The sequence below is a fragment of the Thermogemmatispora carboxidivorans genome (genome assembly GCF_000702505.1).
Taxonomy (GTDB): domain Bacteria; phylum Chloroflexota; class Ktedonobacteria; order Ktedonobacterales; family Ktedonobacteraceae; genus Thermogemmatispora; species Thermogemmatispora carboxidivorans.
This window is the reverse complement of the sequence record NZ_JNIM01000001.1, coordinates 1,273,060-1,299,359: the sequence shown is the minus strand read 5'-3', so window position 1 is coordinate 1,299,359 and position 26,300 is coordinate 1,273,060. Positions and strand designations below refer to the sequence as shown.

The following is a 26,300-nucleotide window of genomic DNA, read 5'->3' as shown; positions in this document are numbered from 1 at the left end:
CGAGCAGCGCAGCAGCAACGGAGTGGCAGCCCACGGGTTGGCAAATGGTCCGGTCCGGCCCTTTTGCTTGCTGACCTAGGCGCTGGCGCCATAGACGAGACGATTGAGCGTCGAGATCAGCTCTTCATCCTGATAGGGTTTGACAATGTAGGCACTGGCCCCGAGCTGCATGGCGCGCTGCTTATGCTTCGAGGCGGCGCGCGAGGTCAGGACCACCAACGGCAGGGTACGATACTGCTCCTGGGAGCGGACGGTGGCCATCAGCTCGTAGCCATCCATGCGCGGCATCTCGATATCGAGCAGGACCGCCGCCGGGGGCTGGCTAGAGATCAGCTCTAGAGCCTCGACTCCGTCGCGGGCCGTCTGGACCTCCCAGCCGTGCTGCTTGAGCATATTGCTGACCACGCGGCGCACACTCGGGCTATCGTCTACCACCAGTACATGCCTGCCGCGCTCCACTCGCTGCGCTGGGAGCGGCGTTGCTGGCGGGCGCACAGCAGGGAGCACCCCGGTGTTGACGGTCACTGTGGTGGCTGCCGCAGCCACTGAAGCCGGCAGCTGAACTTGGGCAGTCGGTGCCATCGCCAGGCTCCCCTGCGGTTGCGATAGGGTTCCCGCGATGGCTCCCGTGCCACGGCGCTGCACCGAGAGGAGTTCGTTCAGCTCCAGGATCAGAATCACGCGCCCGTTGCCAAGCACCGTGCCGCCGGCAATTCCATGCACATGGCGCAAATGCGGACCCAGGTTCTTCATGACGACGTCCATGCGCGTCTTGACTTCTTCCACCACGATCGCTACACGATGACGGCCTGTATTGACCAGGAGCAGCGGAGAGCGCTCATCAATCTCGCCGGCGGGCAGCTTGAGATAGTGGGCAAGCTGGCTGAGTGGATAGACATCGTTCTGCACCACGACCGCCGGGCGCCCGCCGTGGGTTGTGCGTTTAAAGGTATCGAGCCGTCCAATGGCCTCGACCAGCGTTGTCGGGACAGCATACTGCTGGTCCCCAACGCGCACCATCATCACGCTTTGAATCGCCAGGCTGGTCGGGAACTTCATGGTGAAGGCAGTGCCCTGGCCCGGAGTCGAATCGACCTCCAGGGTAGCCCGCAGGCGAGAGATACTATCGCGTACCACGTCCAGGCCCACGCCACGCCCGCTTTCTTCGCTGACCACCTCGGCAGTCGAGAAGCCGGGGCGGAAGATCAGATCGATGACATCGCTGGGCGAGAGAACCTGATCGGGTCGGAGCAGCCCACGGGCAATGGCCGCCTGACGCACCTTCTCGGGATCGATGCCGGTCCCATCGTCGCGCACCGTAATCACTACCTGATTGCCCTCGTAGGAGGCTGAGAGCTTGACGAGGCCCGCGGGCGGCTTGCCCTTACGCACGCGCACCTCTGGCTCTTCGATGGCATGATTGACGGCATTGCGCATCAGGTGCAGCAGTGGGCCGGCGATCTCCTCATAGACCGTGCGATCGACCTCGGTATCCTCGCCTTCGGTCACAAAGTTGATCTCCTTATGCTGCTTGAGAGCGACCGAGCGGACCGCGCGATAGAGGCGGGGGATCATCGACGAGAGCGGCACCAGGCGCGTCTTCATCAAGCGGTCCTGGAAGGTAGTGCTGAGACGGCTCTCGCGAGCGAAGATGCTCTCACATTCGCGGATGACCGCCTCCATCTCGCTGCTCAGGGTAATCATGTCCGAGACGCCCTCGCTGAGGCCGCGGGTCAGCTGGTGGAACTCCGTATAGCGATCCAGCTCCAGCTCATCAAACTCGGCCAGGTGCGCTGGCTCTCCGCTATTGACGCCGGGCCGTCCGGCCTGGAGAGCAGGCAAACGCGAGGAGCCATTAGCGGTGCCGGGGGGCACCTGGACCACGCGCCCACTGGGTAGGGTTGCTGCCTCAAAGCGGCTTTCCAGCTTCTGACCCACATCGCGCAGGCGCTCGCTACTCATGCTCACATCGGAGACCAGGCGCATCAGACGCTGGATATGCTCCTCAAGAGCGCTGCGGTTGACCAACAGCTCGCCAAAGAGGTTCACCAGCTCATCGAGCTTCTGCAGGCGCACGCGCACGCTCAGCTCAGTGGCGGGAGAGCGTTGCATCAGCAACTCACCGGCGGCGGGAGTGGCCTCGGAGACGGTACTCGAGAAAGTCGAGCTATCAGGGCCTTCGCCGCTATCGAGGAGGCTCTCCAGCTCCTCTTCGGCGGGCAGTGGCGAGAGCTGTTGCTCACCAAGCAGGTCAGCGTAGCGGGCGCGCATGGCTGCTACGGCTGCTTCCAGGGTTGCGCGGTCCTCGCCCCGATTATTGATGAGGCGATCAAGGGTCTCCGCCGTATCGAGAATGATACCGACTACCGGCGGAGTAATGGCGACCCGGCCCTCCATGATACTATCGAGGAGATCCTCGGAGACGTGGCAGAGGTCTGCAATGAGGCGGAAGCCCATCATGCCCGCCGCACCTTTGAGGGTATGAGTAGCGCGGCGGATGCTTTGGAGAATATCGCGATCCTCGGGAGACTTCTCCAGGGCGGCCACATTCATGCTGATCGTCTGCAGATGCTCCTCCGCCTCCAGCCGGAAGATCTCAGCGGCCTCCTCGCCAAAGTCGGTGCCTTCGCTGATCGCTGAGCCACTGGCTGCTGACGACGCGGAGGGAACAGGTGCAGGCGATGGAGGCGGGGCAACCATAGGCGGAGGATTGACCTGAGCCCGCGGAATCTCGAGAGCAGGTAGCGGCCCGCTACCCGAGGTCGCTTGCGGCAGATGTGCTCCTGCCTCCAGATCGGGGTTTCCTGTCAACTGAGCCAGAAACTCACGGCGCACCTCGATCTCGATCTCATTGCGCAGTCGCTTGATCAGCTCCTCGTAACTTTCCTGTCCATCGGGGCCGACAATCTCGTGCTGCAGTTGACGCTGGCGCTCGAATTCCTGGCGTACCTCTTCGCGGATCTGGCGTTCCAGCTCCATGCGCGCCGTCAGGGAGAGAGGGCGCTGCTCATACTCACGGCGCAGCTCCTCGCGGATCTTGGCCTCCAGCTCGGCTCGCAGGGCAGCCAAATCTCCCTGGCGCTCAAAGGTCACGCGCTCGCGCACTCCACTCGCATCGCGAGCGACCTGCATCTCCCAGGGCGTCCAACCCGGCTCTTGACTGGCCAGTGCCTGGGGCAGGTGCTCTAATAAGTCTCCACAAGCCTCGACCGAGCTACGGAGTTGGCGCAGCGTTATCTGAATCTGCTCGTCGGTGGCCTCAACACCGCTTGTGATGCGCGAGAGCAGCTCTAGAATCTTCTTGAGCTTTGTATTGACCACCCACATCACCGAGAGCGGCAGATAACGGCGCACCTTCTCAGGGCTTTTGCGCAGATTGAGGCCCATCGCCTGGCCGGCCCAGTCCTCCATTCGCTCCAGCGCATCTTTCGAGCCATCGAGGAAGCCGCGGAACTCGCTGCGCTGCTCTTCGATGATGCTGATGGCCTGTTGCAGTTGAGCCAGCAACGTATGGAGCGTATTGACCTGCTCTTCAAGCGAGAGGGCTTCCTGGCGCAGATCGTTAGAGAGCCGCGAGGCAGAGGCAGGCAGGACAAGCGGCGCGTTCTCGGGCTGGCTCTCCGGCAGCCCCAACGGCTGTGGCCGGGGCTGCGGCCAGCTCGACGGCGCTTGCGCCTGTAACGGCTGTCCTGGCAATGGCTGCGGCGGCTGTGGCGCGTACTGTGTATAGGGTGTTGGAGACGGCTGCGGCTGGGACCAATCTGGGAGGGCGCCCAGGTCAGCATCGGCAGCAGCGGCTCTGCCCTGAACTTCGGGCTGAGCAGCAGTAAAGCGATTGACCAGCTCTTCCAGCGGCGAGGGCGCGCGCGGTGAACGCGGCTGTTCCTCCACAGGAGGAGGAGAGTCAACCGGCGAGGGGCTTCCCTCGGAGCTGCGGAAGCTGGCGGCTAACATATCTAAGGCGCTCGGAGTTGCAGGAGAAGCCGGCGTCTCGGGAGACTGCTGGGCAAGCGGAACGGGATCTTCTGGCCAGAGTGGCTCTTCGTTGGGCGGAGTACTAGGCGTACGAAAGGCGGCCAGCATCTCATCAAAGGAAGGCAGAGCACTCTCCTGGCTGGCAGCAGCAGGATAGGGAGATTCGGGCAGAGGTGTTGACTGAGGAGAAGAAGCAGACACCGACCGCTGCTGATACGCATAGGACTCACCTAAGCCCAGACCATCCTCCTGGAAACCATAGTGCTGGGAAGGCGGTGTGGGAGCGTGGTAGCGCGGAGAGTCATGATAGTTTTGATAGGTCTGCTGAGGCTGACCCTGGTAGCCTGGCTGATCAGCAGGATAGTCCTGGTACTCATGAGTGTAATGTTCTGGGGCGAGCGACTGCTGGGATTGAAGGCCAGACAGCTCATCTACTGGCTGAGAGGGAGCAGAGGCCAGCTCAGTTGAACCTGGGACAACCTTGCCGGCTGCCTCCTGGAGGGCGCGATAACGACTGTAGTCGGCATCGTCCTCAGCGATAATGGCATCCTGGTTGACGGAATTATCGCGAATTCCATCGATCAGCACATGCAGGCGTCGCAGGGAGCGACGCAGAAGGGCCAGCGTAGGCTCATCGAGAGTAGTCAGGCCATCGAGCACATCCCCCAGAATATCCTCCATGCCATGAGCCACATGGGCCAGGCCGGGGAAATCCATCATCGAGGCGGAGCCGCCAATGGTATGTGTGCGGCGATAGGTCTCTTCGAGAGCATCCATGTCGCCGGGGGACTGAGCCAGGCGGTCAAGATTCGCCTCGATCTCTGGCAGATAGCTCTTGACCTCTTCGATAAAGGAATCGAGCACTGACAGTTTATCAAATGTATTTGACATGCTGCACGCACCCACTTATTCTAGTCGATCGAACTCGGTTTCGCGGGATGCCGAGACGCGAAACATAGAAACGCGACGGGGGGCGCTGGCCCGACCTCGCCCCCTGGTCGAAGCCCTGGGCGCCCCTCCCTATCTGTCTTCGCTTGTCCTTGTCCGTGCAACGGCTACTGGCCGAACTGCCCGTTACTGCCTCGCGGGAAAGGCGACTGTTCTGGTTTTGGGAACGGCGACTGACCCGGCTGCTGGTGCGGCGACTGCTGAGGAGCAGCTCCTGGCGGGGTCCAGGGCTGACGTGGTTGCGCTCCCTGCCCCTGACCCGACTGAGGCGGTGTCCCAAAGGTCTGCTGAGGCATGGAAGCGAACTGCCCGCCACCCGAGTAGGGGATAGCTCCCTGGCCAGAGCCGCCAAAACCCGCCCCTGAGACTGGGGGATTACCGAAAGGCTGCTGCGAGAAAGCCGACTGCCCCTGCTGGCCAGAGAAGCCCTGGTTAGCAAAAGGATCGAAGGAGCCGAAGGGCTGCTGAGCCTCGAAAGGTTGAGAATTAGAGAAGGCCGAAGCGCCAAACTCCTGGCTAAAGGAAGGAGCAGGGCTTGAGCCGAAAGCGGCCCCGAACTCTTGCTGACCGGTAGCGCCGAAGGAACCCATCTCAGAGAAAGCGGGGGCAGCTCCGAACTCCTGCTGAGAGGCAGGGAAGCCGAACTGAGCCTGATGCTGGCTTTGAGCCACGGGCGAAGACATTGCGACCAGACCAGCACTTTCCGGCTCAGGGAGCGGCGGGAAACTACCGCCGTAGCTCGGCTGCTGTGGCTGCATCCACCCATCGCCACTGGAGGAAGGATAGAACTGATCGCCACCGGCAGGCAGGCCGGGCATTGCCCCTGGACCAGTAGTCATGCTGCTATTGATCGACTCCAGCACGTGATCGGGCAGGCGGAAAGTTGAGACCGAAGCGCGGAGCTGGTCGGCCAGCTCAGCCAGGTAACTCACGCTGGCGGCGGCCTCTTGAGTACCAGCGTTGGTCTGGCGAGTGATCTCGGAGATCTGGCTCATGGCAACAGCCACCGCCTCCGAAACGCTGGTCTGCTCATTGGCAGCGCGAGCGATGCTCTCGATCATCTGGGCCTGGCGCTCCACAGCGCTGTAGATCGAGTTCAGCGAGCGCCCAGCCTCGTCGGCGAGCTGAGACCCCTTGACCACCTCCTGCGTACTATCCTCCATTGCCACCACCGCCTCATAGGTATCGCCCTGAATACTCTTGACCAGGGTGGCGATCCGCTTTGTCGACTCCGTGGAGCGCTCGGCCAGGAGGCGGATCTCATCGGCCACCACGGCGAAGCCACGGCCATGCTCACCGGCCATTGCCGACTGAATGGCGGCGTTGAGTGCCAGCAGGTTTGTCTGATCAGCGATATCCTCAATGATACGTACAATTTCACCGATCTCGTTCGAGCGCTCGCCCAGACGCTTAATCTTCTTGGCCGTCTCCTGGACGTTCTCGCGGATCAGCATCATGCCATCGATCGTCTGACGCACCGCTTCCTGACCGCTTTGGGCATTGCGCAAAGCCTCCTGAGCGGCTTCATGACTCAACTGAGCGTTGCGAGCCACATTCTGAATGAAGATAGCCAGAGCCTCGACGGCTTCGGTGGTCTGCGAGATCTGCTGCACCTGCATCTCGGAGGCCTGGGCCAGCTCGGCGGCGCGATCCAGAATACGGCGAGTGGCGTTGGTTACCTGCATGGCCGTGCTCTGCACCCGACCGACCACCTTCGCCAGCTCCTCGATCATGTAGTTGAAGGAGTCGGCGAGCACGCCGAGCGTATCGGGAGTCACCTCGGCCTGGACGCGCAGATCACCATCGCCGACGGCACTCACCTCCTGGAGCAGCTTCTCAATCTGGGCCTGCAGAGCGGCGGCGTCGCTGCCAGAGCCTAGACCAGAAGCGCTGTTCACCTGAGCGCCCTGCTGATCGAGGACCGTATTCACCGAAGCGACCAGGCGAGCGAACTCATCATCGCCGTCCACCTGGGCACGCACACGGCGGTCGCCTCCGGCAAAATCGTGGCAGACATCAGCCAGCGCCAGGAAGCGATCCTTGATCCGGCTATTGACCAGATAATTGGTGATGACCACCGCCAAAAGAGCAACGATAGCGCAGATGATGACCACGACGATCAGGACCGACGTATCGGCGGTGGGCATACTCAGCCGGGCGTAGATGCCCACCAGGATGAGCAGGAAGGCCGGGATAATGGCGGAGACGGCCAACCCCAAATTCATCAGGCCGCTTACCGTCATCCCGCCTCGATTACGATCCGGGTTCATCCGCCAGACCTCCTCTATAGAAAATACAGAACAATGGCTGCACTGTCCGTCCTATCCTAATCCAGAGCTTCGTAATGTTGCATCTTTTCCGAGAACAGCAAACGTGCGGCATCGAGCAAGATGATGACACGTTTACCGAGCACTGCCGTTCCGGCGGCATAGGGAGCAACCCACTGTGGAATATTGGTCTGGCGTGTGCTCACACTGGCGATAACGTTGTCGGGAATGGGGAGCATCTCGCTGACGCTATCCACCACCAGACAAATCACCATCTCATTATATTGCACCGATAGCAGGCGAGTGCGTGGATTATAGGGTAGCGGCTCCCTGTCCAGGAAGATGCGCAAGTCCACCACGGAAGCGATGGAGCCGCGGAGATTGATCACCCCTCGGACCCAGGGAGCAACGTTCGGGACCGGGGTCACGTCGAGCAGGCGCTCCACGCCCTGAATGTACTCCGCCTTGAAAGCGAACTCCAGGTCGAGCAGAGTAAAAGCAAGGTACTGCTCGCCGGGTACCTCAGTGGGTACACCGGGAGCAGCTGCTGCATTGGTCCGCACTTGCTCAGGCTGCAACGCCGAGGCCCCCCATGCCGGAGGATGCGCTCCCCGCTGCTGCAACTGCTGCTGAGCCAGGAGAGCGCGTTGCAACATGTTCAGGTCATCGCTTGCCACAGGATTACTCCCAACTTCTGGTCGCACATCGGGCTGTCCCCCTTGCCTCGCCTGTCTAGGGCAGCTGACTGCGGCTGGCTAGGCTAGAGGAGCCGGCGCACATTGGCCACCAGTTCTTCCTCGTTAAAGGGCTTGGTCATGTACAGATCGGCCCCCTGCCGCAGGCCCCAGGAGCGATCGAGGGGCGTATTCTTGCTCGTGAGCAAGATGATCGGGATATGCCGACTCAGCTCCGATGATTTGAGCTTACGGCACAGCTGAAACCCGCTCTGCTTAGGCAGGACCACATCCAGGACGATGCACTGTGGACGCTCCTTAAAGACTTTCTCCACAGCCTCGTCACCGTCGACCGCTGTTACTACCTCGAAGCCACTGTTGCGCAGTGGGGTTGCGATCATTGTGAGTTCAGTCCAGCTGTCGTCTACAACGAGCACCTTCTGCCCTGGCATTTCCCCTATACCTCTTGTTGTAACTTCTCCAGAGTCAAAACATTAGCCTTTTAGGAAAGAAAGGCCAGTCGACATTTTTGGCAATCCCCAAGCGGGCTCGGGCTGCGTTCTGACCTGGATCTGACAGCCGGCCAGAGCTACGTTACGGAGCAAGCGGAGCACCACTATGCTGTCTGTGGGCTTGGCCAGCGAACTGGCAGATCAGATAGGGAGGCAAGCCTGTGATGCGCACTGACCGATCGGCCCTCTGGCGCCTCACCCCGTCGAGTTCTGAACCATCCCGGACAGCCCCGCCCCCATCCTTTCTTCCCTGCACCCTCTCCCTCTCTCACCACGCACCTCACTTAACAGCCCCCACGCTCCTCCAGTAGTGACTCGACTTGACTTGGCCCGAGACGTCGATCAGAGCGTCTTCTCCTTCCCCTGGTTGGCCCCACTACCCTATCGTCGAAACTGGTCCAGCACCCCCTGAGACAAACCCGGATCACTGACCGAGAGAGCCACCCCCTCCCTAACCGCGGCGACGCAGCCGTGGGCGCATACCTTCGTAGCGTGGAGGAACGCGCTCCTGCCAGTTGACCAGGTGCTTCTTGACCGTTTGGACCAGCTCGGCAGAATCGAAGGGCTTTGTGATGTATTCGGTAGAGCCGGCTAGGCGACCGCGCATCTTGTCGAACAATCCATCTTTCCCACTGAGCATAATAATAGGTATCTGTCTAAACTGCAAGTTTTTTCGTATGATCTGGCAAATTTGGTACCCGTCCATGCGGGGCAGTTGCACATCCAGGAGAATCAGCGCCGGCATTTCGTCTGCCACCGAGGTGAGGGCGCTTAGCCCATCGCCCGCGGCAATGACACGGATATTTTCACGCTGCAGAGTCATCTGCACAATCTTGCGCACGGTAGGGCTATCATCTACAACCAGTACCGTCGGTACTGCTGACATGCTTAGATCGACCTCCTTCGCGTCTCAGGCCACCCGTAGGCGCTACCGCTCTCCGGGAACCCTTGCCATTGTCCCTCCTCCCCTCGACGTGGCGGTTGCGGCTGATACTCACGCCCCCTGGCTCGCTGGACGTTGCGATAGGCCCTGACCTTCTGATATTCCTGAATCTCGGCGTCGATCTCGGTCAGAAAGGCCTTCCAGGCAACGTTGAGCTGCTGTCTCGTGTGCGAATTGCCGACTTCATCTTGCAAGACGGCGGTAAAAACCATTCGCAAGAATGCCGACAACCCCACGACCGCCTCCCAATAAAATTCTTCTAGCTGCTCGCCTTTGACCAGCTTGTCCAGGGTCAGGATATCACCACAGTCAAGCTGCCCATCGACAAAGCTGGCCGTCTCTAGAATGGGATAATATTGCTTGGCCAGCAGCTGCAAAGGCTGTGAGAAGGTGCGCTCAAGATAGCGGATGATTTCGCCCGTGGGCACATGCCCCCTCCCACGCAGGCTTCTGGCAAAGCGTCCGTGATGTACTAATAGACCGTTAATGCACTCAACCAGCACACGAATGAGATTCAGCAGGTGTTGCTCAGGACTGACATTCTTGCGCTGCTGCCAGAGGGTATGCTGGCAGCGGATCAGGAGATCGTGCAGGTCATGCTGCAGGGCTTTCTCCAGCTCGGTGTCTACTAACTCGATCAGTCCCAGCTCCAGCAGGCGAGCCATGAGCCGGGCCACCCGCGCCTCCGGCATCATCAGCGCCAGGGAGATGGCCTGCAGAGGAATCTCCCCGTTACAGAGCGAGAGCACCTCGATATACTCCTGGCTCAGCCCCAGGCTGCGCAGATCGTTGCTGTTTTTGACCTCTGGCAGCCAGCGCGCTACGCTCGTGCGCGTCAGGTGCAGCTCGCCCATCTCTTCCCACTCATCGGCCTGACGCAGAGCCTCTAGCAGCACTGAGTCAATGTCGAGCGGCTGCATGCGGCTCTCGATCGCCAGCAGACGCCGATGAAAGGAAAAACGCCCCTCTGCCCAGCGTAAGGCATGACTGATTGACTGGGTGACGGCAAACTCCAGCCGACGCTGCATCTCCTCGGCGCTCATCCAGCCTCGTTCCACCAGCAGCGCCAGCGCCACTTGCATATCGCCTCGTGCCAGCTCGCGAACCATCTGCGCCCTGCGTGGATCAAGCCGATTGAGCAGACAGAGCATGGTGAGCAGATCGAGCTGGGGAGCACCCTCCTCGCGCAAGGCTACAATCTGGCCCTTGCGCAAGGCGATCGAAAGTGTCTCAGGACCGGAATGGACAAACAGCGTGCCTGTCTTACCGCTGAGGGCAAGCATCTTGAGAATGGACTGCAGACCCAGCGTCTGCAGGTCACCATCCATAATACGATCTTGCTGCTCCATTCTTCTCTTCTTCCTTTTCTTCTCTATGCAAGTGGTCGCGTTGCCGGTGCCAGTTTCTGCAGCGCCTGCTCAATCGCTGCTTGCAGGTGCTCGACAAAGAAGGGCTTCTCGACGTAGACCACCGACTTCTCTTCTCGTAAATAGGGTCTGCGCTCCAGTTGCCGCGGCGTCAGGGCACTCATCAGAACAAAGGCCGGCGGACTGGGCAGCGCACTGCGCTTCAGACAGCGCATCATTTGATAGCCGTTCATCCAGGGCATGATCAGATCGGCAACTACGCAATGCGGTCGCCACTCGACACAACGCTCCAGCGCCTCTAATCCATCGTGGGCTACCGCCAGTTCGTAGTCAGCTACGGCCTTGAGCGACTGCTGAATCGTCTGAGCTACATCAATGTCATCATCGACGATCAGCACCCGCGCCCGTCTGCCCTCAGCTCGTTGCTCATCGCTGATGAAAGAGGCACCTCGCTCTTCGCTTGTCTGGACCAGCCGCTGCAGAGTACTGAGGTAGCGTAACAGCCGCCCCACGTCAAAGGGCTTGAGCAAAAAGGCAACAACGCCTAGCTCCTCTAGCCGATCACGCGAGACGGAGCTGCTTCCCATGATCACAGTAAAGCGAGCTTCCGGCCAGTTTCTTGGTGGCTGCAGCAGCTTCTCTCCCTCTCTCCCTCTCATCGCCTCCTCCCCTCCTCCATCCATGTCATATAAGAGGACGTCTCCTACCCAACTCCCCGGGTCTATCTCTCCCCTACGCAGCAGGACTCGGACTTCATAGCCACGCTGGCGCAGATGCCTCTCTAAGATGGTGTTCAGGCTTTCCTGCTGCCCCATGATGAGGACTTTGAGCGGCCTTGGCCGCACCATCGCTCTAGCCATAGCATGCCTGCTCGCTTTGCCTCTGTCAAGAAATACCGGTAATATAGTAAAGAACTCCCATTCTTCCGAATAACAGTGTACAGCAAGCCGGCTCAATTCTCCATAAAGAAGGGCCTTGTTGGCATTAAAATCTCATTAATTATTCCTCTGCCGGGCCACTATTGCTCACGCCAGAGGCCGCGGTCGGCTGCTGATCACGCCGCCCATCCGCCTGAAAAACATAGCCAACCCCCGGCTCGGTGAGGATGTAGCGCGGGCGTGAGGGTTCTTGCTCGACTTTGCGCCGCAGTTGCCGCACATAGACGCGCAGATAGTCCGCCTCTTCTCCGTACTCAGGCCCCCATACCGCTCGCAGTAGCGTGCGATGGGTCAGGACTTTGCCAGCGTGGAGCATGAGCTGTCGCAACAGCTCAAATTCGGTGGGGGTGAGACGCACCTCACGCTCGCCCGCCCGCACGTAGCGACGCTCGACGTCCATGATCAAATAGCCATCGCTGCTGCGCAATACTTGCGCTTCTTCTTGCTGCCTGCCTCCTATACCGCTGGCGGCGCGGCGCAGGCAGGCCCGCACGCGCGCTAACAGTTCGGCGTTACTAAAGGGCTTGGTCAGATAATCGTCTGCCCCCAGATCCAGGGCCCGCACTTTCTGCTTCTCTTCAGTCCTGGCCGAGAGGACGATGATAGGGACCTGGCTCTGGCGACGCACTTGTTCACAGACTTCCAGACCGTCAATGCTCCCCGGCAGGCAGAGATCGAGCAGGATCAGGTCGGGCTCATGCTGGCGCACTGCTTTGAGCGCTTCCTCTCCGTTGTCGGCCACCAGCACTTCATAACCGCTCATGAGCAGGTTTCTGCGCAAAATACGCTGAATTGAGAGTTCGTCATCGACAACCAGGATGCGCTTGCCTCGGGATCTCATTCTTGTTCCTCCGACAACCGTGCAGCGGGCGAAGGCAGGCTGTGGGCCGGGCCGGGACCGGGACCACAGGAGCAGACCGGCAGGGCGAAGACAAAGGTGGCTCCTCCTCCAGGAGACGACTCTATCCAGATCCGCCCTCCATGCGCCTCGATGACGCCTCGGCAGATGGCTAGACTGAGGCCATTCCCCTGGGGATCAACGCTATAAAAGGTCCTGAAAATACGTTCACGCTCTCCTTCCGGGAGCTGGTAGCCACGAGCGAGGATGCAACCGCGCAGGATACCGTCCACGACCTCTAGTTCAACCGAGATCTCTTCATGCGGTCCGTTATGACGCAGGGCATTCTCCAGAAGATTATAGAAGACGCGCTCCATCTGTGCATAGTCGACGTGAACGAGGAGCGGCAAGGGCGGCTGCAGACAGAGGCGGATGGGGGGCTTTCTTCCCAAACTGCGCGCTAAGCGTAGCAGGGCGCTGTTGAGCAGCTCGTTCATGTCGCACCACTCTTTCTCAAGGGTCAGCGCCCCCATTTCAATGCGCGACATCTCAATCAGAGCGTTGATGAGCACGGTCAGATGATCGGTCTCGCTATCGACTTCGCGCAGAATCTCCCGCCTCGTCTCTTCATCCCAGACAATGCCCGGCTCCAGTAGCCCGGTGATGGCCGCTTTGATGGATGTGAGGGGTGTGCGCAGATCATGGGAGACCGAGGAGAGCAGGGCCAATTTGTTCTTTTCGTCGCGCACCTGTTCGGTGATATCGTGGGCCTGGAGCGCATAGGCTTTGAGCTGCCCGTGCTGGTCTCTGACAGGATGGCGGGTGAAGAGATAGTAGCGATCAAGGCTCGTGTTGTCCTGACTGGCTCCCCCCCGGCGCTCGTGTCGCTGGCTCTCATCGCTTCCCACCGCTCTGCTGGCCGCTTCCTCTTGTGGTGGCTCGCTGGCAAAGGCACAGCGTAGCTCCCAGGTCCGTGCCTGCTCCTGGGTAAATTGGCCGAGGTATTGCTCTAGCTGCTCACGATCGCGCGCAAGAGCGAGGAGAGTCGAAAACATTTCAGCGAGTTGCCGACTGTCTCCGGCCTGCAGACGGACACCGCACAGGCTCTCCGCCGCAGGATTCATATAGATGCAGCGCCCACTAAGATCAACAGCAAACCAGGCGTCGGTCAGATGGCCCGGCAGATGCTCATGGAGTTGGACCAGGCGGCCCAGTTCGCTCAGAATGCTGGCACGCTCAAGCGCTTCTTCGGCGCTGCGCGTGAGCAGGGCCGCACTGGGATCTTGCGCCTGAGCAACGACTACCGTCCCTGTGGCTTCTCTCCCCTGTTCATCAGACAGCATCGGGGAAGAGGCCCCAACGACCTGGCTACGCTGACGCACGGCGTTCATGAGAGCCTGCAGATGCTGCTCAGGACAGGCCAGCAGGTAGTCGGCAATGAAGCGCAGCAGGCTGATGAAGCTGATGCCAAAGGTCTGCTCGCATTCATTGCGCACCTGCTGCAGCAGACGCTCCTCCGTTTCTGCACTCCACTGCCGCTGGGTCGCTTCGAGCCGTGCGACGATCTCCCGAAAGCGCTGTTGCCGCCGTACTGCTTCGAGCAGCATGCCGTTGTGAATGGCAATGGTGGCCTGGCTCGCAAAGAGGGAGAGAATGTCTACTTTGAGCGGCGTAAAACCGCCTGCTTCCTCGGAGCAGAGCAGTAAGGCTCCGTATACGGTGGAGTCAGTCACCAGCGGGTGGACAAAGATGGAGCGAATCTTGAGCTGGCTGTAGAGGGGCTGACTGGCCGGGAAGCGCAAGTCACTGCCGATGTCGTTGGAAAATTGCGGCTGGCGATGGAGCAGGCTGTAGCCAATGATGCACTGCTTGCTGAGGGCTTGCCCGCTCTCGATAATCCGCGCGAGGGTTTGGGCCTCCAGGCCCGCCTGAGCCTCCAGACGCAGGCCCCCTCGCTGGCCCCGGCGGTCGATGGTGATAATCGCCGACCAGACGCGCAGCGCTTCGGCAATGCCGCTGACGATGCGCTGAAAGATGGTGGCCAGATCCATCGTCGAAGCCAGGGCGCTGGAGACGGCTTTGAGCGCCTCCCGCTGCCGGTCCTGAATCTGGGCACTACCCCCTACCTGCACCCCCTCGATAGCTGCCGCTAAGACGCGCCCAACCGCCTCCAACAGGCGGCACAGCGAGGGATCATCATAGGTGCCTAGCAGACAGCTCCCCAGCTCCAGGGTGCCCAGCACACGATCTTCGACCACCAATGGTACAATCGCAGCCGAGTGGAGCTGTGGGTGGCCGCTCAGGGCATCCCCTACTTTCGCCGGCGGTCCATCTGCTCCCTGCGGATAGTTCTCAACGAGCATAATGGGGCGTCTCAGCACCTGCTCCGCCCGCGATTCGGGCAGCGGATGCTGATGGTAGCGCGCTTGCCAGGCATCGCCCTCCCCCCGCCAGCAGACCGTCACACGCACCGCTTGACGGTCATGCCTTAGCAGGACTACGCCAAAAACGTCAAATGGGATGGTCGGCGCCAGCTCTGCCGCAAGCCTGGTATAGTCGGGTTTCGAGCCGCGGACGCTCGAAATGATGCGAACCACACGCTCGACGATAGCAGATTCATCCAGCGTGGAGACGCGCGTCCCTGCCTTCATTGTTCCCCCCAACAATGAACCAGACTACCACCTCTTGAACAGTCAGCCTGGAGCTTTTTCTCTATACAATCACCAGCAGTATAACACAAAAGGATGACCCAAGTAGTCGGCAAATTCATCCACATTGATCGCCTTGTTCTGCTTCTGGTACGTTGCAGCTGTGACTCACTCTGGCCCGAAGGTACTATCAGGGCCGTCTACAAGCCAACCGAACGGTCTTTTGAGAAGGCCTCCCTATCGGGTCCCGGCCCTCCGCAGCAGTCTACTCCATTCTGCGCCAGGCGGCAAGTCTCGAGGGCCAGCTCTCCGGGACCGGGGCAGGCTCTTCCTCCACCTCGCGCCTTGATGTTGTTCAGGATTACGCAGGTGCATAGCCAGTCAGTTCAACATATCCTTCCCCGCTGACAGGGCGGCCACTACTTTGCCCTGCAATGCTCACGGCCCCTTCCCAGTAGGCGTTGCCGGTCGATTGGTAGGTGACCAACTCTTGATCTTTCAGCTCTGGCTGAAGAATGAGCTGGGCAGAGAAACGGGTATCGCTAATGGTGATCCGCCAGCCAGAAGGGTAGCGCGCATGGGTCACCGGACTCAGCCAGGTCGCCAGGGGCTGCACGCGTAGGGCCTGGGCCGGCAAGAGATGGTCCTGTCCATCGGCGTCAATAAAGCTCACATAGGTCGAGATGACCTGCTTGCTGGCATCGCGGATCAGATAGAGCATCAGCTCGCTGCTATCATTGAGCTGCAGGCTGAACCAATCCCAGCCGCTGCCAGCCAGAGTGAGGAAGTTTCCCCACTGGTGGTCCATCCAGGCCAGACCGGTGACTGTCAGCCTCTGGCCGTGATCAACCAGGAAGCCGCTGGCAGCCAGACGGGTGCGCGAGTAATAGTAGGAGAAGCCTGCCAGACCATAGGTGATCAGGCCGTTGCCATTATGTAAGACGACTGGCTTGAGCGCCTGGAGCTGCAGCTGCAGGGCATAGTCTGGCATGACTGCGGCCAGCTGATCCTCTCCATTGTGGCCCTGCAGGCGCCAGGGGCCGACTTGGAGCTGAAAGCCTCCCTGGCTGGTCGCCCCCGTCGAGGAGGGTTCAAGCTGTAGGATACGCTGCTGGGCAAAGTGGAACTGGCCACGGCTGATGTCGCTGATGGCAAAGTGGGCTGCATAGACAGGGGGCAGGTTGCTGCGCAATACCTGAAAACAGACCAGTTCGAAGCCATAGCGTCGGAGGCTCCCGTCGCTGGCACGGGCCTGGAGATGGCCCGTGTAATACCACCACTCGGTGAGGTCCTTATGCGGTGCCTCGTCCTGCGGCAGCCGAATAGGGGGCAAGGGCGTCGCCTGCGTTGTGGCCGGCACCACGGGTAGCTGCGCAGATGTCGCAGGAATGCCCGGAAAGGCGCAGGCACTCAAGCCGCTTAGCCCCGCCAGCAGCACCAGCACTAGACAGAGCAGCTTCCCAGGACGGTGGTCTCGCTGAGGCCGCGTGCTCATAGTCTTCCTCCTTGCTGGGATCGGGGAGGAGCATGTTGCTCTCCCTCATTGCTCACTACTGCCCCTCCCTCACCGCTGGCCTCGCGGCGGTCTCCTCCCTCTTCAGTCAGGAGCGTAGGCCGGCGCTGGACCCCGACAAACGGTAGCCACCAGTTCAGATTGCCCAAAAGCCGCATGGTTGCCGGCACGAGCAGTCCGCGAACGAGCGTGGCGTCGCTGATGACAGCCAGGGCCATCCCCAGGCCGAGAGCCTTGACGAGGATCATGTCAGCGGTAGCAAAGCAGGCGCTCACCACCACGACGATCGCCGCAGCACTGGTGATGATTCCTCCGCTGCGTTGCAGGCCCAGAGCCACGGCCTGGGTATTGTCACCGCTCTCCCAGTAGGCTTCTTGCACCCGGGAGAGCAGAAAGACCTCGTAATCCATCGAGAGGCCGAAGAGCGAGCAGAAGAGCAGAATGGGACTGGAGGCTTCGACGAAGCCAAGGGGCGTGAAGCCGAGCAGCTGATGCAAGAAGCCCTCCTGGAAGATGACGACCAGGGCGCCATAGCTGGCCAGGATGGACAGCGTATTCATGAGGATGGCCTTGAGCGGCAGCAGCACCGAGCGGAAGAGCAGCAGGAGCACGACATAGGTGATGCCAGCCACAATAAGCGCCGCCTTCGGGAAATCTCCATAGAGAGCCTCGACATAGTCGATGTTGCTGGCGCTCCCCCCGGCGACAAGCACATGCATCCCCGGCCCCGGCGGCGTGTTGCGAATGGTTACCACCAGCTCCTCTGACTGCTCCGAGAGCATGTCATACTTACTGATGACTGTCACCATCGCCAGGTTGCCCGCGACCGAGGATTTGAGCAGACCGGACAAATAGGGATCAGCAATGAGCTGCGGGTGAGTGTAGAGCAGCTCATATTCTTGTAAGGTCAGACGTGGGTCAGCGCTCACAATGCTGTCGACGCGGGCCACGCGCGGATCAGCCTCTAGCCGCTGGACGTAGCGATAGAGCAAGGCAAGGTTGTCGGGCGTCAGAACATTGCCTTGCATCTGCACAGCCAGCAGGATGGGCGTCGTCTCGCGCGCGTTGAAACGCGAGGTCAAGAGGTCGTAGGAGGCGCGTGACGGGACATCTTGAGGGAGAATCGAGGCCCCCGGCGCCGAAAAGCGGACCGCCAGGAAGGGCAAGCCCAAAGCCACAAGCAGTATCAAGACCGGGAAGAAGAAGCGCAAGGGATAGCGCATGACTAGATGTGATAGTCGATACCAAAATCCCTGGTGCGGCTGAATGAGAGCGCTGCGTGCGCCAGCCACAGCTACTTCTTCTTCCTCCGTCTGGGCACCCGCCTGCGCGGCTCGCCGTCGACGCCACCAGCGCCACAACCAGGAGAGGCGCACAGGCAGGGCGTTGACGCGCGTCCCTAGAATGGCCAACATGGCCGGCAGCAGGGTCAGGGCCGCTATGACGCAGAGCATCACGACCAGCATGCCACCCAGGCCAACCGAGCGGAGCATGTTGATGCGGAAGAACGTTAGCCCGAAGAGGCCAATCGAGACGGTAAAGCCAGAGAAGGTCACAGCCCGTCCAGCAGTGGCCACAGTCACGGCCACGGCCTCGCCCGGCGTGCGACCGCGCGCTAACTCTTCGCGGAAGCGGCTGACCATGAAGAGGGAGTAGTCAACCCCCAGACCGAGGCCGAACAGGGTGGTAATGTTCAAGACGAAGATCGATAGAGGAGTGAGATGCCCCAAACCAAAGATGATGGCAAGCGCCACGATAACCGCCCCGCCGCCGATGATGGTGGGCAAGAGCGCGGCAATGACAGAGCGAAAGACCAGGAGCAGGGCAATGAGGGCAAATGGAAAGGCCAGCAGCTCAGCTCGTCGCAGGTCACGCTCGCTGACAAACTGAATATCCTCGTAGAAGACAGGACTGCCGCCAACGTGAATCTCCAGGTCCGGCTGTGGACGCAACCTTCGCTCCAGCTCAGGCAAGAGACGCGGCGCGCTGTCGGGGTCACTCTTGAGCATGACATTGGCATAGACACCGTGACGGTCGAGCGAGATCTGGCGCGGATTGTCTAGATAGGTGACGATGCTGGCTACTTCAGACCAGCTCCGCACATCGGCGAGGGCTTGCTGCATCTGCTGGACAAATTGCGGGCTGTCCGCTCGATAGCGCTGGCTGATGAAAATCACCTGGACCACCGTCGGATTGAGATGGAGCTTGCTGGTGAGCAGATCGAGCGCTCGCTGCGACTCGGCATCAGGACTGAGTAATCCCCCCGGCTGCAGCACCTGGCCGGCTTGTGGCGCAAAGGGTAAGGCAACAAGGGCCAGGACCAACCAGAGCAGCAGGATCAGCCACCGCGCCCGTACGGTCGCCTGGCCCAGCGCATAAAAAATTGACCTTCTCGGTTTCTGCATGTATACTCTTCCTCACCTGGGGCAACGCCTGGCAGACTGGCTGTGCTGCCAGCTCTGACGACTCAGTCAGGACTGCCGAGCCGCTCGCCCCTCACTCCGCATTCTTCTCCATGCGGGGGTCGCTGTGAAGATGTTCCTAACGACATTGCTGTTATACTAGTAGACAGCTTTTGTCTGTGTGTCAAGGGGAGCTGGCACTCGGAGGAGGTCCTATGACGAAGCAGTTGGCAAAGCAGGCGACAACAAAAAAGCCGACGCAGGGCGATGGCAAGCCAATGCAAGTGATCACCGTCAATCGCCAGGCCTACCATGATTACGATGTGGAGCGCACGATAGAGGTCGGGATCGCTCTGGCTGGCACCGAGATTAAGTCGATCCGCGCAGGCAAGGTCAATCTACGCGGCGCCTACGCCATCGGTAGAAACGGCGAGCTGTGGCTGGAAAATATGCACATCGCCCCCTACGAGCATGGAAACATCTACAACCATGATCCGCTGCGCCCTCGCAAGTTGCTGCTGCACCGCCGCGAGATCAACCAGCTGCTGGGCAAGGTCAGCCAGAAAGGAATGACGCTCATCCCCTTGAAACTCTATCTCAAAGGCGGTCTCGCCAAGATTGAGCTGGGCCTCTGCCGCGGACGCAAGCTCTACGACAAGCGGGAGGCGATCGCTGAGCGCGATGCCCGTCGCGAGATGGAGCGCGCCCTGCGCCGCCGCTGATGCCGATGCGGCTGCGGCTCCACTCCACACCTATAAGCAGTGGAGCCGCACAACCACGGACCTGATCACTATCTCACTTTCTTAGGATGAATAGAGGAAAAAGTCACTAATGGATCAGGAACAGCCAACAGAAGACGTTCTTCAGTTCGTAGAACAGGTCAACCAGCGCCCGGGCTTCGGTCAGCTGCTGGGCATGCGCGTAGAGGCGGCAGAGCCAGGGCGTGGACGGGTCCGCCTGACGGTCGATGCACGGCTGATGCATCCCCAGGGACTGGTGCACGGTGGCGTGATCTTTTCCTTGGCCGATACGGCTATGGCTATGGCGCTTCTGGCCTCCTATCCACCAGGGACACGCACCGGGACCATCGAGGCCAAGATTAACTATCTCCGCGCCGTGCGCGACGGCCAATTGCTGGCGGAAGCCGCTATCATCCATCAGGGTCGAACTACGGCGGTACTGGAGGCTACAGTCTATCACCTGAGCCAGGAGAGGCAGGAACCGCGTGCGGTAGCGCGGGTCTTGAGCACATTCTATATCTTCCCGCGCGAGGGGCAAGGCACGAGCGATGAGCGCGCTGGCTAGTTGCCCAGCTCGCTCCCTGAACTGTACCTAAAAAGAAGCGATACGCGAGCGCTCGGCCACTGAGGCTTCGCCTGTCTCTTTGGCCTTAGCGGCGTAATGCCGTTCGAGACGGAGAAGCGTCAGCAGCGAGAGGAGCGCAACCAGGCCGAGAATGGCCGTCAGGCAGATCAGGCCATCAAAGCCGAGATGATGGGCGAAGAGGCCGGCCAGACCATTGCCAAGCAACTGACCCAGGCCAAGGAAGACCGAATAGAGGCCCATCAGCAGGCCGCGATCCATGGCACTCTCTTCGGTAAGATCGGCCAGATAAGCCAGGGCTGAAGGGGCAAAGCTGCTTTCAGCGAAGATACCCAACAGCAGTACGGGAATCCAGATCCCTGGGGCCAGATCACCTCCGAGACGGTGATTCATGCCCCAGAGGGCCATTACTCCCAGATAGAGGCCAGCCACGGAGGTAAGCATCATCACCAGGCGGGGGAGATGAGCAAGAAAACAGGCCCAGAAGAGGAGCGAGAGGCCGAAGAAGAGGACATAGCTCCCCAGAACCAGGCTCAGCCGACCACCCCCACCAGGCCCGCTCATGATCCCCATTAAGAGCTGATCGCCCATGCGTCCAGGACGGGAGAGTAAGAAAGGCAGCTGCGAGCTGACCCAGATACCCAGCAGGGCACTAATACAGATCCAGGCCGGAATAAAGATAAAGAGACGTGGCTTGTGTAAGATCGCCAGATAGCGTCTCACCAGCAGCGCCGGACCAGTGTGCTCAGTGACCTGGGCAACACGAGGAGCCAGGAGCATACAGAGCGTCACCAAAGTATAGAAGAGGGCTAAGAGAGCAAAAGCCCAGCGACCAAAGCGATCCCAGGCGAAGCCGCCGACAACAACCCCCACGGCTATCCCTCCGCTGGTTGCCAGCTCATAGAAGCCCATGACACGCATGCGCCCCTGCTCATTTCGCCTGGTCAAATCGGCCAGGTAGCCCAGGACCGCCGGCGTGATCATGGCTGTTACCAGGCCCGAAAGCACCTGCAAGGTCAGCAAGAAAGGCAACGGCGAGGCCGCTGGCGTCAGTGGTACCAGTAGCATCACCAACACCCCCAGCAGCGGGCCAACCACCATGAAGAGACGTCGTCCCCAGCGGTCGCTCAAGGCTCCCATGAGCGGCGCGAGGGTTAGCTCGGTGGCATAGTAGACGACAGCCAGCAGACCCACCTGAATAGCTGTAATGTGATGGCCTGCATGGATAGCCAGGCGAGCCAGGAACAACCCCAGGACGATGCCCCCAGCACCTGTATTGACACGCAAGAGAAAGGTTCCCAAAATAAGTGGGATGGCCGATCGCCGCACCATATCGCTCCCTCAATTTCCAACCAACTTACCTGCCTATCTCGTCCTGTCGTCACCCGTAGATCAGTTTCCTCGCCGTTTACCTGCTTTTCCTCCTCTGCCTTAGTGAAGCCACCGTTAGTACTCGCAGTCAGCCTCCCCTGTCCAGCTTCCTCCTCCCTTAGAAGCGCCCTATCTGGCCCTCACCTTCGCCTGAGAGGCCATAGCGGCCCTCTGCTGTAGCCTTGCGATAGCTGCGTAAGGTCCAAACGGCAATGATTCCACCAATGATCAGCAGGATGACTGCTACGATAAGGAGCACGAGTAACAATAGACGCAATCCCTGATAATCAGAAGCACTGCTTAGAGAAAGAGCCAGCAGTGGCATCAATGACAATCCTCTCTCTCGCTGATGAAATTGTTCCCCCGAACAGCTCTCTATCATCAGGACGGGAGAGGCAGAACGAAAGTAACGCCGTCCCCTCCCTCAGCCTCTCCAAAAATCAAGCAGGCCAGCCTTAACCCTCGCTCTCGGCGTGCGGTGTCGTCCCTGACGAGCAAGGGAACAAGGCCAGCCCTCGCTGTTAATCAGAGGCAGCGCGAGGCATCGCCCGGCTCTGTTTTCTCAAGAGGGGGTCCACCCGGTAACAGCGGCTTTTCATAGCAGCAGTAGTGACGCACCATCGTTCTCCCGGTAGGAGTCAAGAGGCGGGCCGGGCTTTTGGGAGCGGAGGCAGCATGCTCCTCCTCTTCCAGCTCCAGCTTCAGCGTCAAGTACGGGCGCTCAGACCAGGCCGCCTGTGCCTGACTCTCAATGACGATGTGCCACAAGCTCCTCTCCAACTGGTAGCCCTCACGCTCCAACAAGGCTCGTGCGCATCGGTTGCTGTAGGCCACCGTCGTCGTGAGAAAGGCGCCGCCACGGGCCCTGTCCCCGACGTTTTCCAGGGCGGAGCGTGCCCGTTGCTCCACCAGGCGCAGCAAAAGCGTGCCGATGCCTCTTCCCCGGTAGGCTGGGTGCACGCGCACACAGAAAGCCCACCGGCTCCCTTGAGGGGCCTCAGCCCCGTCGCCGTTGACAGGCCAAACGGCGCCATAGCCCACCACCAGCCCCTGACGTGTCAGAATTAACCATGCGTCGCTGCTGAGCTGGAAATCTATCCGCTGCCAGCTCGCGCTGAGATCTCCATCTTCCTCATGACCCTCCAGCTCCCCTTCAACTCGTGCACAGATGGCGAACAGTTCTTTGACAGCCGGTAGATCTGCGGCTATCGGAGCGCGCGCAGACAGATCGCGCAAGTAAACGGCCATCCGTTGTCCTCCTCTGGAAGGGGAAACCACGGGACTCACGGCCCAGCCCCAGTCTGCCCGGCTCTCTGCAGACGAGCAGATCAGCCGGGCCACTGGCTCTCACAAGCAAGGCCAGAACCTGGGGCCTGGGCCTTAGCCATTCCTTTTCAGCTTCCCCGTTCGTTTGGCATAGCGTTCCGCCAGGCTAAAAGCATAGATACTCGCTGGTACACTAATCAGGCCCGTCAGGATTAAGGGCCAGGTACAACTCCAGATCTCAGGCGACCAGAGAGGTCGGCCTTGCATCATCGCTTCGCGCAGGCCCTCTAGCACATAGGTAGCGGGCGAAATACGCGCCAGCGGCTGCATCCAGCCCGGCAACACCGAGATCGGGTAGTAGACCCCCGATACCAGCAGCAATACGGCTTTGACAATAAACGACATCTGCATGCCCTTCTCTGTGTAGAGCAGCGGCAAAATCGCAGCGCCAATGCCAAAGCCAATAAACGAGATGCTGCCTAGCAACAGTAGGAATAGTGCCGAGAGGTAATTTGCATGGCTCAGATCGATATGAAAGAAAGCTGCAATGATTAGCAGCTGTATCAGCGTAAAGAGCAGTCCATGAGCTACAGCGTAAAGGCAGCTCCCGACCATATGGGTAAAGCGCGAGATAGGGGCCATGAAGGTATATTCGATGGTCCCCTCCCAGCGCTCCATATTGATAATGTCGGTTACGCCGTCGAAGGTTACACTGAGGTAGGACCAGACCGAGGTACCGATCACGAGCACCAACAGCAGCGAGTTGGTGTCAAACTTGACCTTGGCCCCGGTAATCTGCTCAGCAGCAGCCCCGATGAAGGTCACGCTGAGAGCATTGACGATGTTGTAGAGCAACCAGACGATTTCCCAGGCCCAGTAGCGTTTCGTCAGGTTCCAGTTGCGCTCAAAGAAAGCGTAGGTTGCACGCCCTCGATGAATTAAGGGAGTAAAAATCATAGAAGATCCTCTTATTCCTCCTCTTCACGCATAGCCTCTAAAGCTTCAAAGGCTCTTTCCCAGCTGCCATAGCGGAGAATGTCCTCTTCCGTGATGCGATGACTGGCTGTATAGTGCATGAACACCTGATGCATGCTCGCCAGATCAGGTAAACCCACCTGGTGCATCACTTCCCGCTTTAGTTCATCGATCGAGCCAAGTGCCACAATACGGCCCTGATCGATAATCGCCACCCGATCGCAGAGAGCCTCAGCCTCCTCCAGATCATGGGTGGTTAGCAAGATTGTGGCATCATGCACCTCGCGAAGCTCGCGGACAAAGGCCTGCACATCCAGCTTTGAGCGAGGATCGAGGCCAGTCGTTGGCTCATCTAAGAGGAGCAGAATGGGAGCCGTTAGAAACGCGCGCGCGATAGCGACTTTCTGCTGCATGCCACGCGACATATCCTCCAGCGGCTGCTGAATGCGCGCGGCACTGATCCCCAGGCGCTCCAGGATGGAGACAATCCGCTCGCGAGCCAGGCGCCCTGGCAGGTTGTAAAGACGGGCCGCATAGATCAGGTTCTCCATAGGAGAAAGCTTCTTGAAGAAGGAAGCCTCCACGCTCACGCGGTTGATCAGGCGGCGCACAATGGCCTCATCTCGCACGACGTCGTAGCCAAAGATCGCGACTCGTCCACTATCAGGAATGAGCAGTGTAGACAGAATGCGGATCAGCGTTGATTTGCCCGAGCCATTTGAGCCGAGAATACCGATGATCTCGCGGCGCTTGACCCGCAAGCTCACGTGATCCACCGCCCGCACTATGCGCTCTTCCTTGCCCTTCTGCCAGGGAAGCCAGGGGCGAGACTTTGTAAAGACCTTTGTGACTTCTTCAACAATGACAGCGTCTTGCTCTTCTTGTTGATCTGCCATCGCTGTTCTAGATAGCGTTTGGAGCGGGTGCTGCACCGCCATGCAGTAAAACCTCCTTTACTTGTGAGCGTCCTCTAGCCGTCCCCAGCCAGGCCCATGCTCCCTTCCAACGAAGAGAGAAACCAGCATTCTTGGCCGGCAAGATACCACCGATCAGGGCCTATTGCCATGTCCGCTCGACCAGCCTTCTATCTGTCCCAAAGGATAGCGTCGCCAGCCTTGGCCAGGTTTTGCTCAGGACGAGCCGTATGACGGACCTCGAACCAGGCAGGCCACTCAACCAGTCAGTGTCAGGTCAGGGAACAGATGAGCAGATAGAGATGGATCAAACGGGTAAATGGTGGAGCCTCGGAGAGTAGGGGCCTACTCGGCCCAGTTCTTTCGAGGCTTCTCAGTCTCAGGACTCCGAGGCTTCAGCAATCCAGGGATCAGGATGGATGTCATCGCCCGGCTCGAAAAAAGGCGACAAAAAACCGTGGGACTGAAGGTTTCGGTCTCAGTGCCCACGGTTGAGGGTCGCTCTTACCCACCTGGCAGCGCCTTACACATCAGGCGGCAGGCGCAAAACAGGCGGCGATATACCCCCAACGGGCCCACTGATCCCTGAGTTAACCCCATCCTGAGTAGTGAGCAACAGGCAAAGAAGATCAGCGCAGCCGACGGAAAAGACAGAGGTGGCGAAAGGCGAAACAATCCCCCTGCTTACCTGCTGCCACTGAGGCAAGCTGATGCAGATTAGATCGCTCATCCCTTCTCCCTCCTTTCCTCGGGCTTGCGCTAAACGCGGTGAGTGTTGTTTATCATCTGAGATGGGGACTTCAAAGGCCCCGAACCAGCGGCGCGGGGCCAAAGAACTTCAAGAGAATGATCGCTTCTCGAAAAAGGTCTAAGATGAGTATACGGTAAAAAGACTGCTTTGTCAAGGGAAGATCAAAGCTCGCCAATAAAGCGAGGGAGGGCCAAAGCAGGCCTCGGCTGAGCTGAGGGGAGCGAAGGTCGGGCCTAACGACTCACCAGCCCGGCCTTCACCTCAGTCCTGCCCTCTTCCTTGGCCTGTTTCACACACTCCATTAGTTGCCCTTGCTGAATCATCTTTGCCAGCCGTTTATGGTACTCAAGCGCCTCTTGCGGGGTATTGCTACTATGCTCGTAGACTACCAACCGATAGAGGGTGAGATAACCGTTCTGCTGAGGATAGACAGCGGTGACAAAGCCGCGGCCCAGGCGGCGATCATCAAAGGTCGCCAGCACGTAGCGCTTTCCATCCGGGGCGACGACCACGTGGCGAGCCAGGTCGAGCACCTGCAGCTTCACCGGATAAGCATCGGGGATCTCCAGAGGGTGCTCCCGGATGCTGGCCAGCATCTCCCGATCCTGTTCCAGCACAACACGATCAATCATCGCATCACTCCATAAGGATCAGCTTAAAAGGGCACAGGCCACC

General features: G+C 59.8%; 19 protein-coding genes. 2 read left to right on the top strand and 17 right to left on the bottom strand.

The window, feature by feature from the left end; translation table 11 throughout:
- Positions 1-75: 75 nt before the first annotated feature.
- The 11 genes from N688_RS05155 to N688_RS05105 all read right to left on the bottom strand — a co-directional run bounded on the left by N688_RS05155 (position 76) and on the right by N688_RS05105 (position 19,028).
- On the bottom strand, positions 76-4,866 hold the full coding sequence (locus N688_RS05155; protein ID WP_052888278.1) for a response regulator: 4,791 nt from the start codon (positions 4,864-4,866) through the stop codon (positions 76-78).
- Between the two features lie 164 nt (positions 4,867-5,030).
- Entirely contained in the window at positions 5,031-7,193 is a 2,163-nt protein-coding gene (locus tag N688_RS05150; RefSeq protein WP_052888277.1) for a methyl-accepting chemotaxis protein, read from the bottom strand.
- Between the two features lie 56 nt (positions 7,194-7,249).
- The gene (locus tag N688_RS05145) at positions 7,250-7,894 is read right to left on the bottom strand and encodes a chemotaxis protein CheW (protein WP_156025300.1); all 645 of its coding nucleotides are present in this window, start codon (positions 7,892-7,894) and stop codon (positions 7,250-7,252) included.
- A 56-nt stretch (positions 7,895-7,950) separates the two neighbouring features.
- Positions 7,951-8,316 (bottom strand): response regulator transcription factor, encoded by a 366-nt coding sequence (locus N688_RS05140; RefSeq protein ID WP_052888275.1) that lies wholly within the window; start codon positions 8,314-8,316, stop codon positions 7,951-7,953.
- Positions 8,317-8,827: 511 nt separating this feature from the next.
- Positions 8,828-9,262 carry a response regulator gene (locus N688_RS05135; RefSeq protein ID WP_052888274.1) on the bottom strand — a complete coding sequence of 145 codons (435 nt, stop codon included), beginning with the start codon at positions 9,260-9,262 and terminating at the stop codon, positions 8,828-8,830.
- Between the two features lie 2 nt (positions 9,263-9,264).
- Entirely contained in the window at positions 9,265-10,668 is a 1,404-nt protein-coding gene (locus N688_RS05130) for a DUF4388 domain-containing protein (protein ID WP_052888273.1), read from the bottom strand.
- 23 nt (positions 10,669-10,691) lie between these two features.
- A complete protein-coding gene (locus N688_RS05125; RefSeq protein WP_162179492.1) occupies positions 10,692-11,345 on the bottom strand; it encodes a response regulator in 654 nt (217 codons plus the stop codon).
- Between the two features lie 340 nt (positions 11,346-11,685).
- Positions 11,686-12,465 (bottom strand): response regulator transcription factor, encoded by a 780-nt coding sequence (locus N688_RS05120; protein WP_081838534.1) that lies wholly within the window; start codon positions 12,463-12,465, stop codon positions 11,686-11,688.
- Positions 12,462-15,113, bottom strand: a complete 2,652-nt coding sequence (locus tag N688_RS05115) for a sensor histidine kinase (RefSeq protein ID WP_052888271.1) — start codon at positions 15,111-15,113, stop codon at positions 12,462-12,464. The genes N688_RS05120 and N688_RS05115 overlap by 4 nt, the downstream gene beginning before the upstream one ends.
- Positions 15,114-15,471: 358 nt before the next feature.
- Positions 15,472-16,605 carry a lipocalin family protein gene (locus tag N688_RS05110; protein ID WP_052888270.1) on the bottom strand — a complete coding sequence of 378 codons (1,134 nt, stop codon included), beginning with the start codon at positions 16,603-16,605 and terminating at the stop codon, positions 15,472-15,474.
- Entirely contained in the window at positions 16,602-19,028 is a 2,427-nt protein-coding gene (locus N688_RS05105; protein WP_052888269.1) for an MMPL family transporter, read from the bottom strand. The genes N688_RS05110 and N688_RS05105 overlap by 4 nt, the downstream gene beginning before the upstream one ends.
- A gap of 275 nt (positions 19,029-19,303) precedes the next feature.
- Here N688_RS05105 and smpB point away from each other — a divergent pair, with 275 nt between their 5' ends.
- Together smpB and N688_RS05095 are read left to right on the top strand one after the other, a co-directional pair.
- Complete coding sequence (smpB, locus tag N688_RS05100; protein ID WP_238321108.1) at positions 19,304-19,747, top strand: SsrA-binding protein SmpB; 444 nt, start codon at positions 19,304-19,306, stop codon at positions 19,745-19,747.
- Between the two features lie 109 nt (positions 19,748-19,856).
- Positions 19,857-20,330 (top strand): PaaI family thioesterase, encoded by a 474-nt coding sequence (locus tag N688_RS05095; protein ID WP_052888267.1) that lies wholly within the window; start codon positions 19,857-19,859, stop codon positions 20,328-20,330.
- Between the two features lie 27 nt (positions 20,331-20,357).
- Here N688_RS05095 and N688_RS05090 read toward each other — a convergent pair whose 3' ends face one another.
- The 6 genes from N688_RS05090 to N688_RS05060 all read right to left on the bottom strand — a co-directional run bounded on the left by N688_RS05090 (position 20,358) and on the right by N688_RS05060 (position 26,257).
- Positions 20,358-21,680: an MFS transporter gene (locus tag N688_RS05090; RefSeq protein WP_052888266.1), complete on the bottom strand. Its 1,323-nt coding sequence runs from the start codon at positions 21,678-21,680 to the stop codon at positions 20,358-20,360.
- Between the two features lie 157 nt (positions 21,681-21,837).
- Positions 21,838-22,044, bottom strand: coding sequence for a hypothetical protein (locus tag N688_RS05085; protein ID WP_052888265.1), 207 nt, complete (start codon positions 22,042-22,044; stop codon positions 21,838-21,840).
- A gap of 200 nt (positions 22,045-22,244) precedes the next feature.
- Complete coding sequence (locus tag N688_RS05080) at positions 22,245-22,967, bottom strand: GNAT family N-acetyltransferase (protein WP_052888264.1); 723 nt, start codon at positions 22,965-22,967, stop codon at positions 22,245-22,247.
- Between the two features lie 132 nt (positions 22,968-23,099).
- The gene (locus N688_RS05075) at positions 23,100-23,942 is read right to left on the bottom strand and encodes an ABC transporter permease (RefSeq protein ID WP_052888263.1); all 843 of its coding nucleotides are present in this window, start codon (positions 23,940-23,942) and stop codon (positions 23,100-23,102) included.
- An 11-nt stretch (positions 23,943-23,953) separates the two neighbouring features.
- Positions 23,954-24,856, bottom strand: a complete 903-nt coding sequence (locus N688_RS05070) for an ABC transporter ATP-binding protein (RefSeq protein ID WP_052891378.1) — start codon at positions 24,854-24,856, stop codon at positions 23,954-23,956.
- A 1,002-nt stretch (positions 24,857-25,858) separates the two neighbouring features.
- On the bottom strand, positions 25,859-26,257 hold the full coding sequence (locus N688_RS05060; RefSeq protein WP_052888261.1) for a hypothetical protein: 399 nt from the start codon (positions 26,255-26,257) through the stop codon (positions 25,859-25,861).
- Positions 26,258-26,300 lie beyond the last annotated feature (43 nt).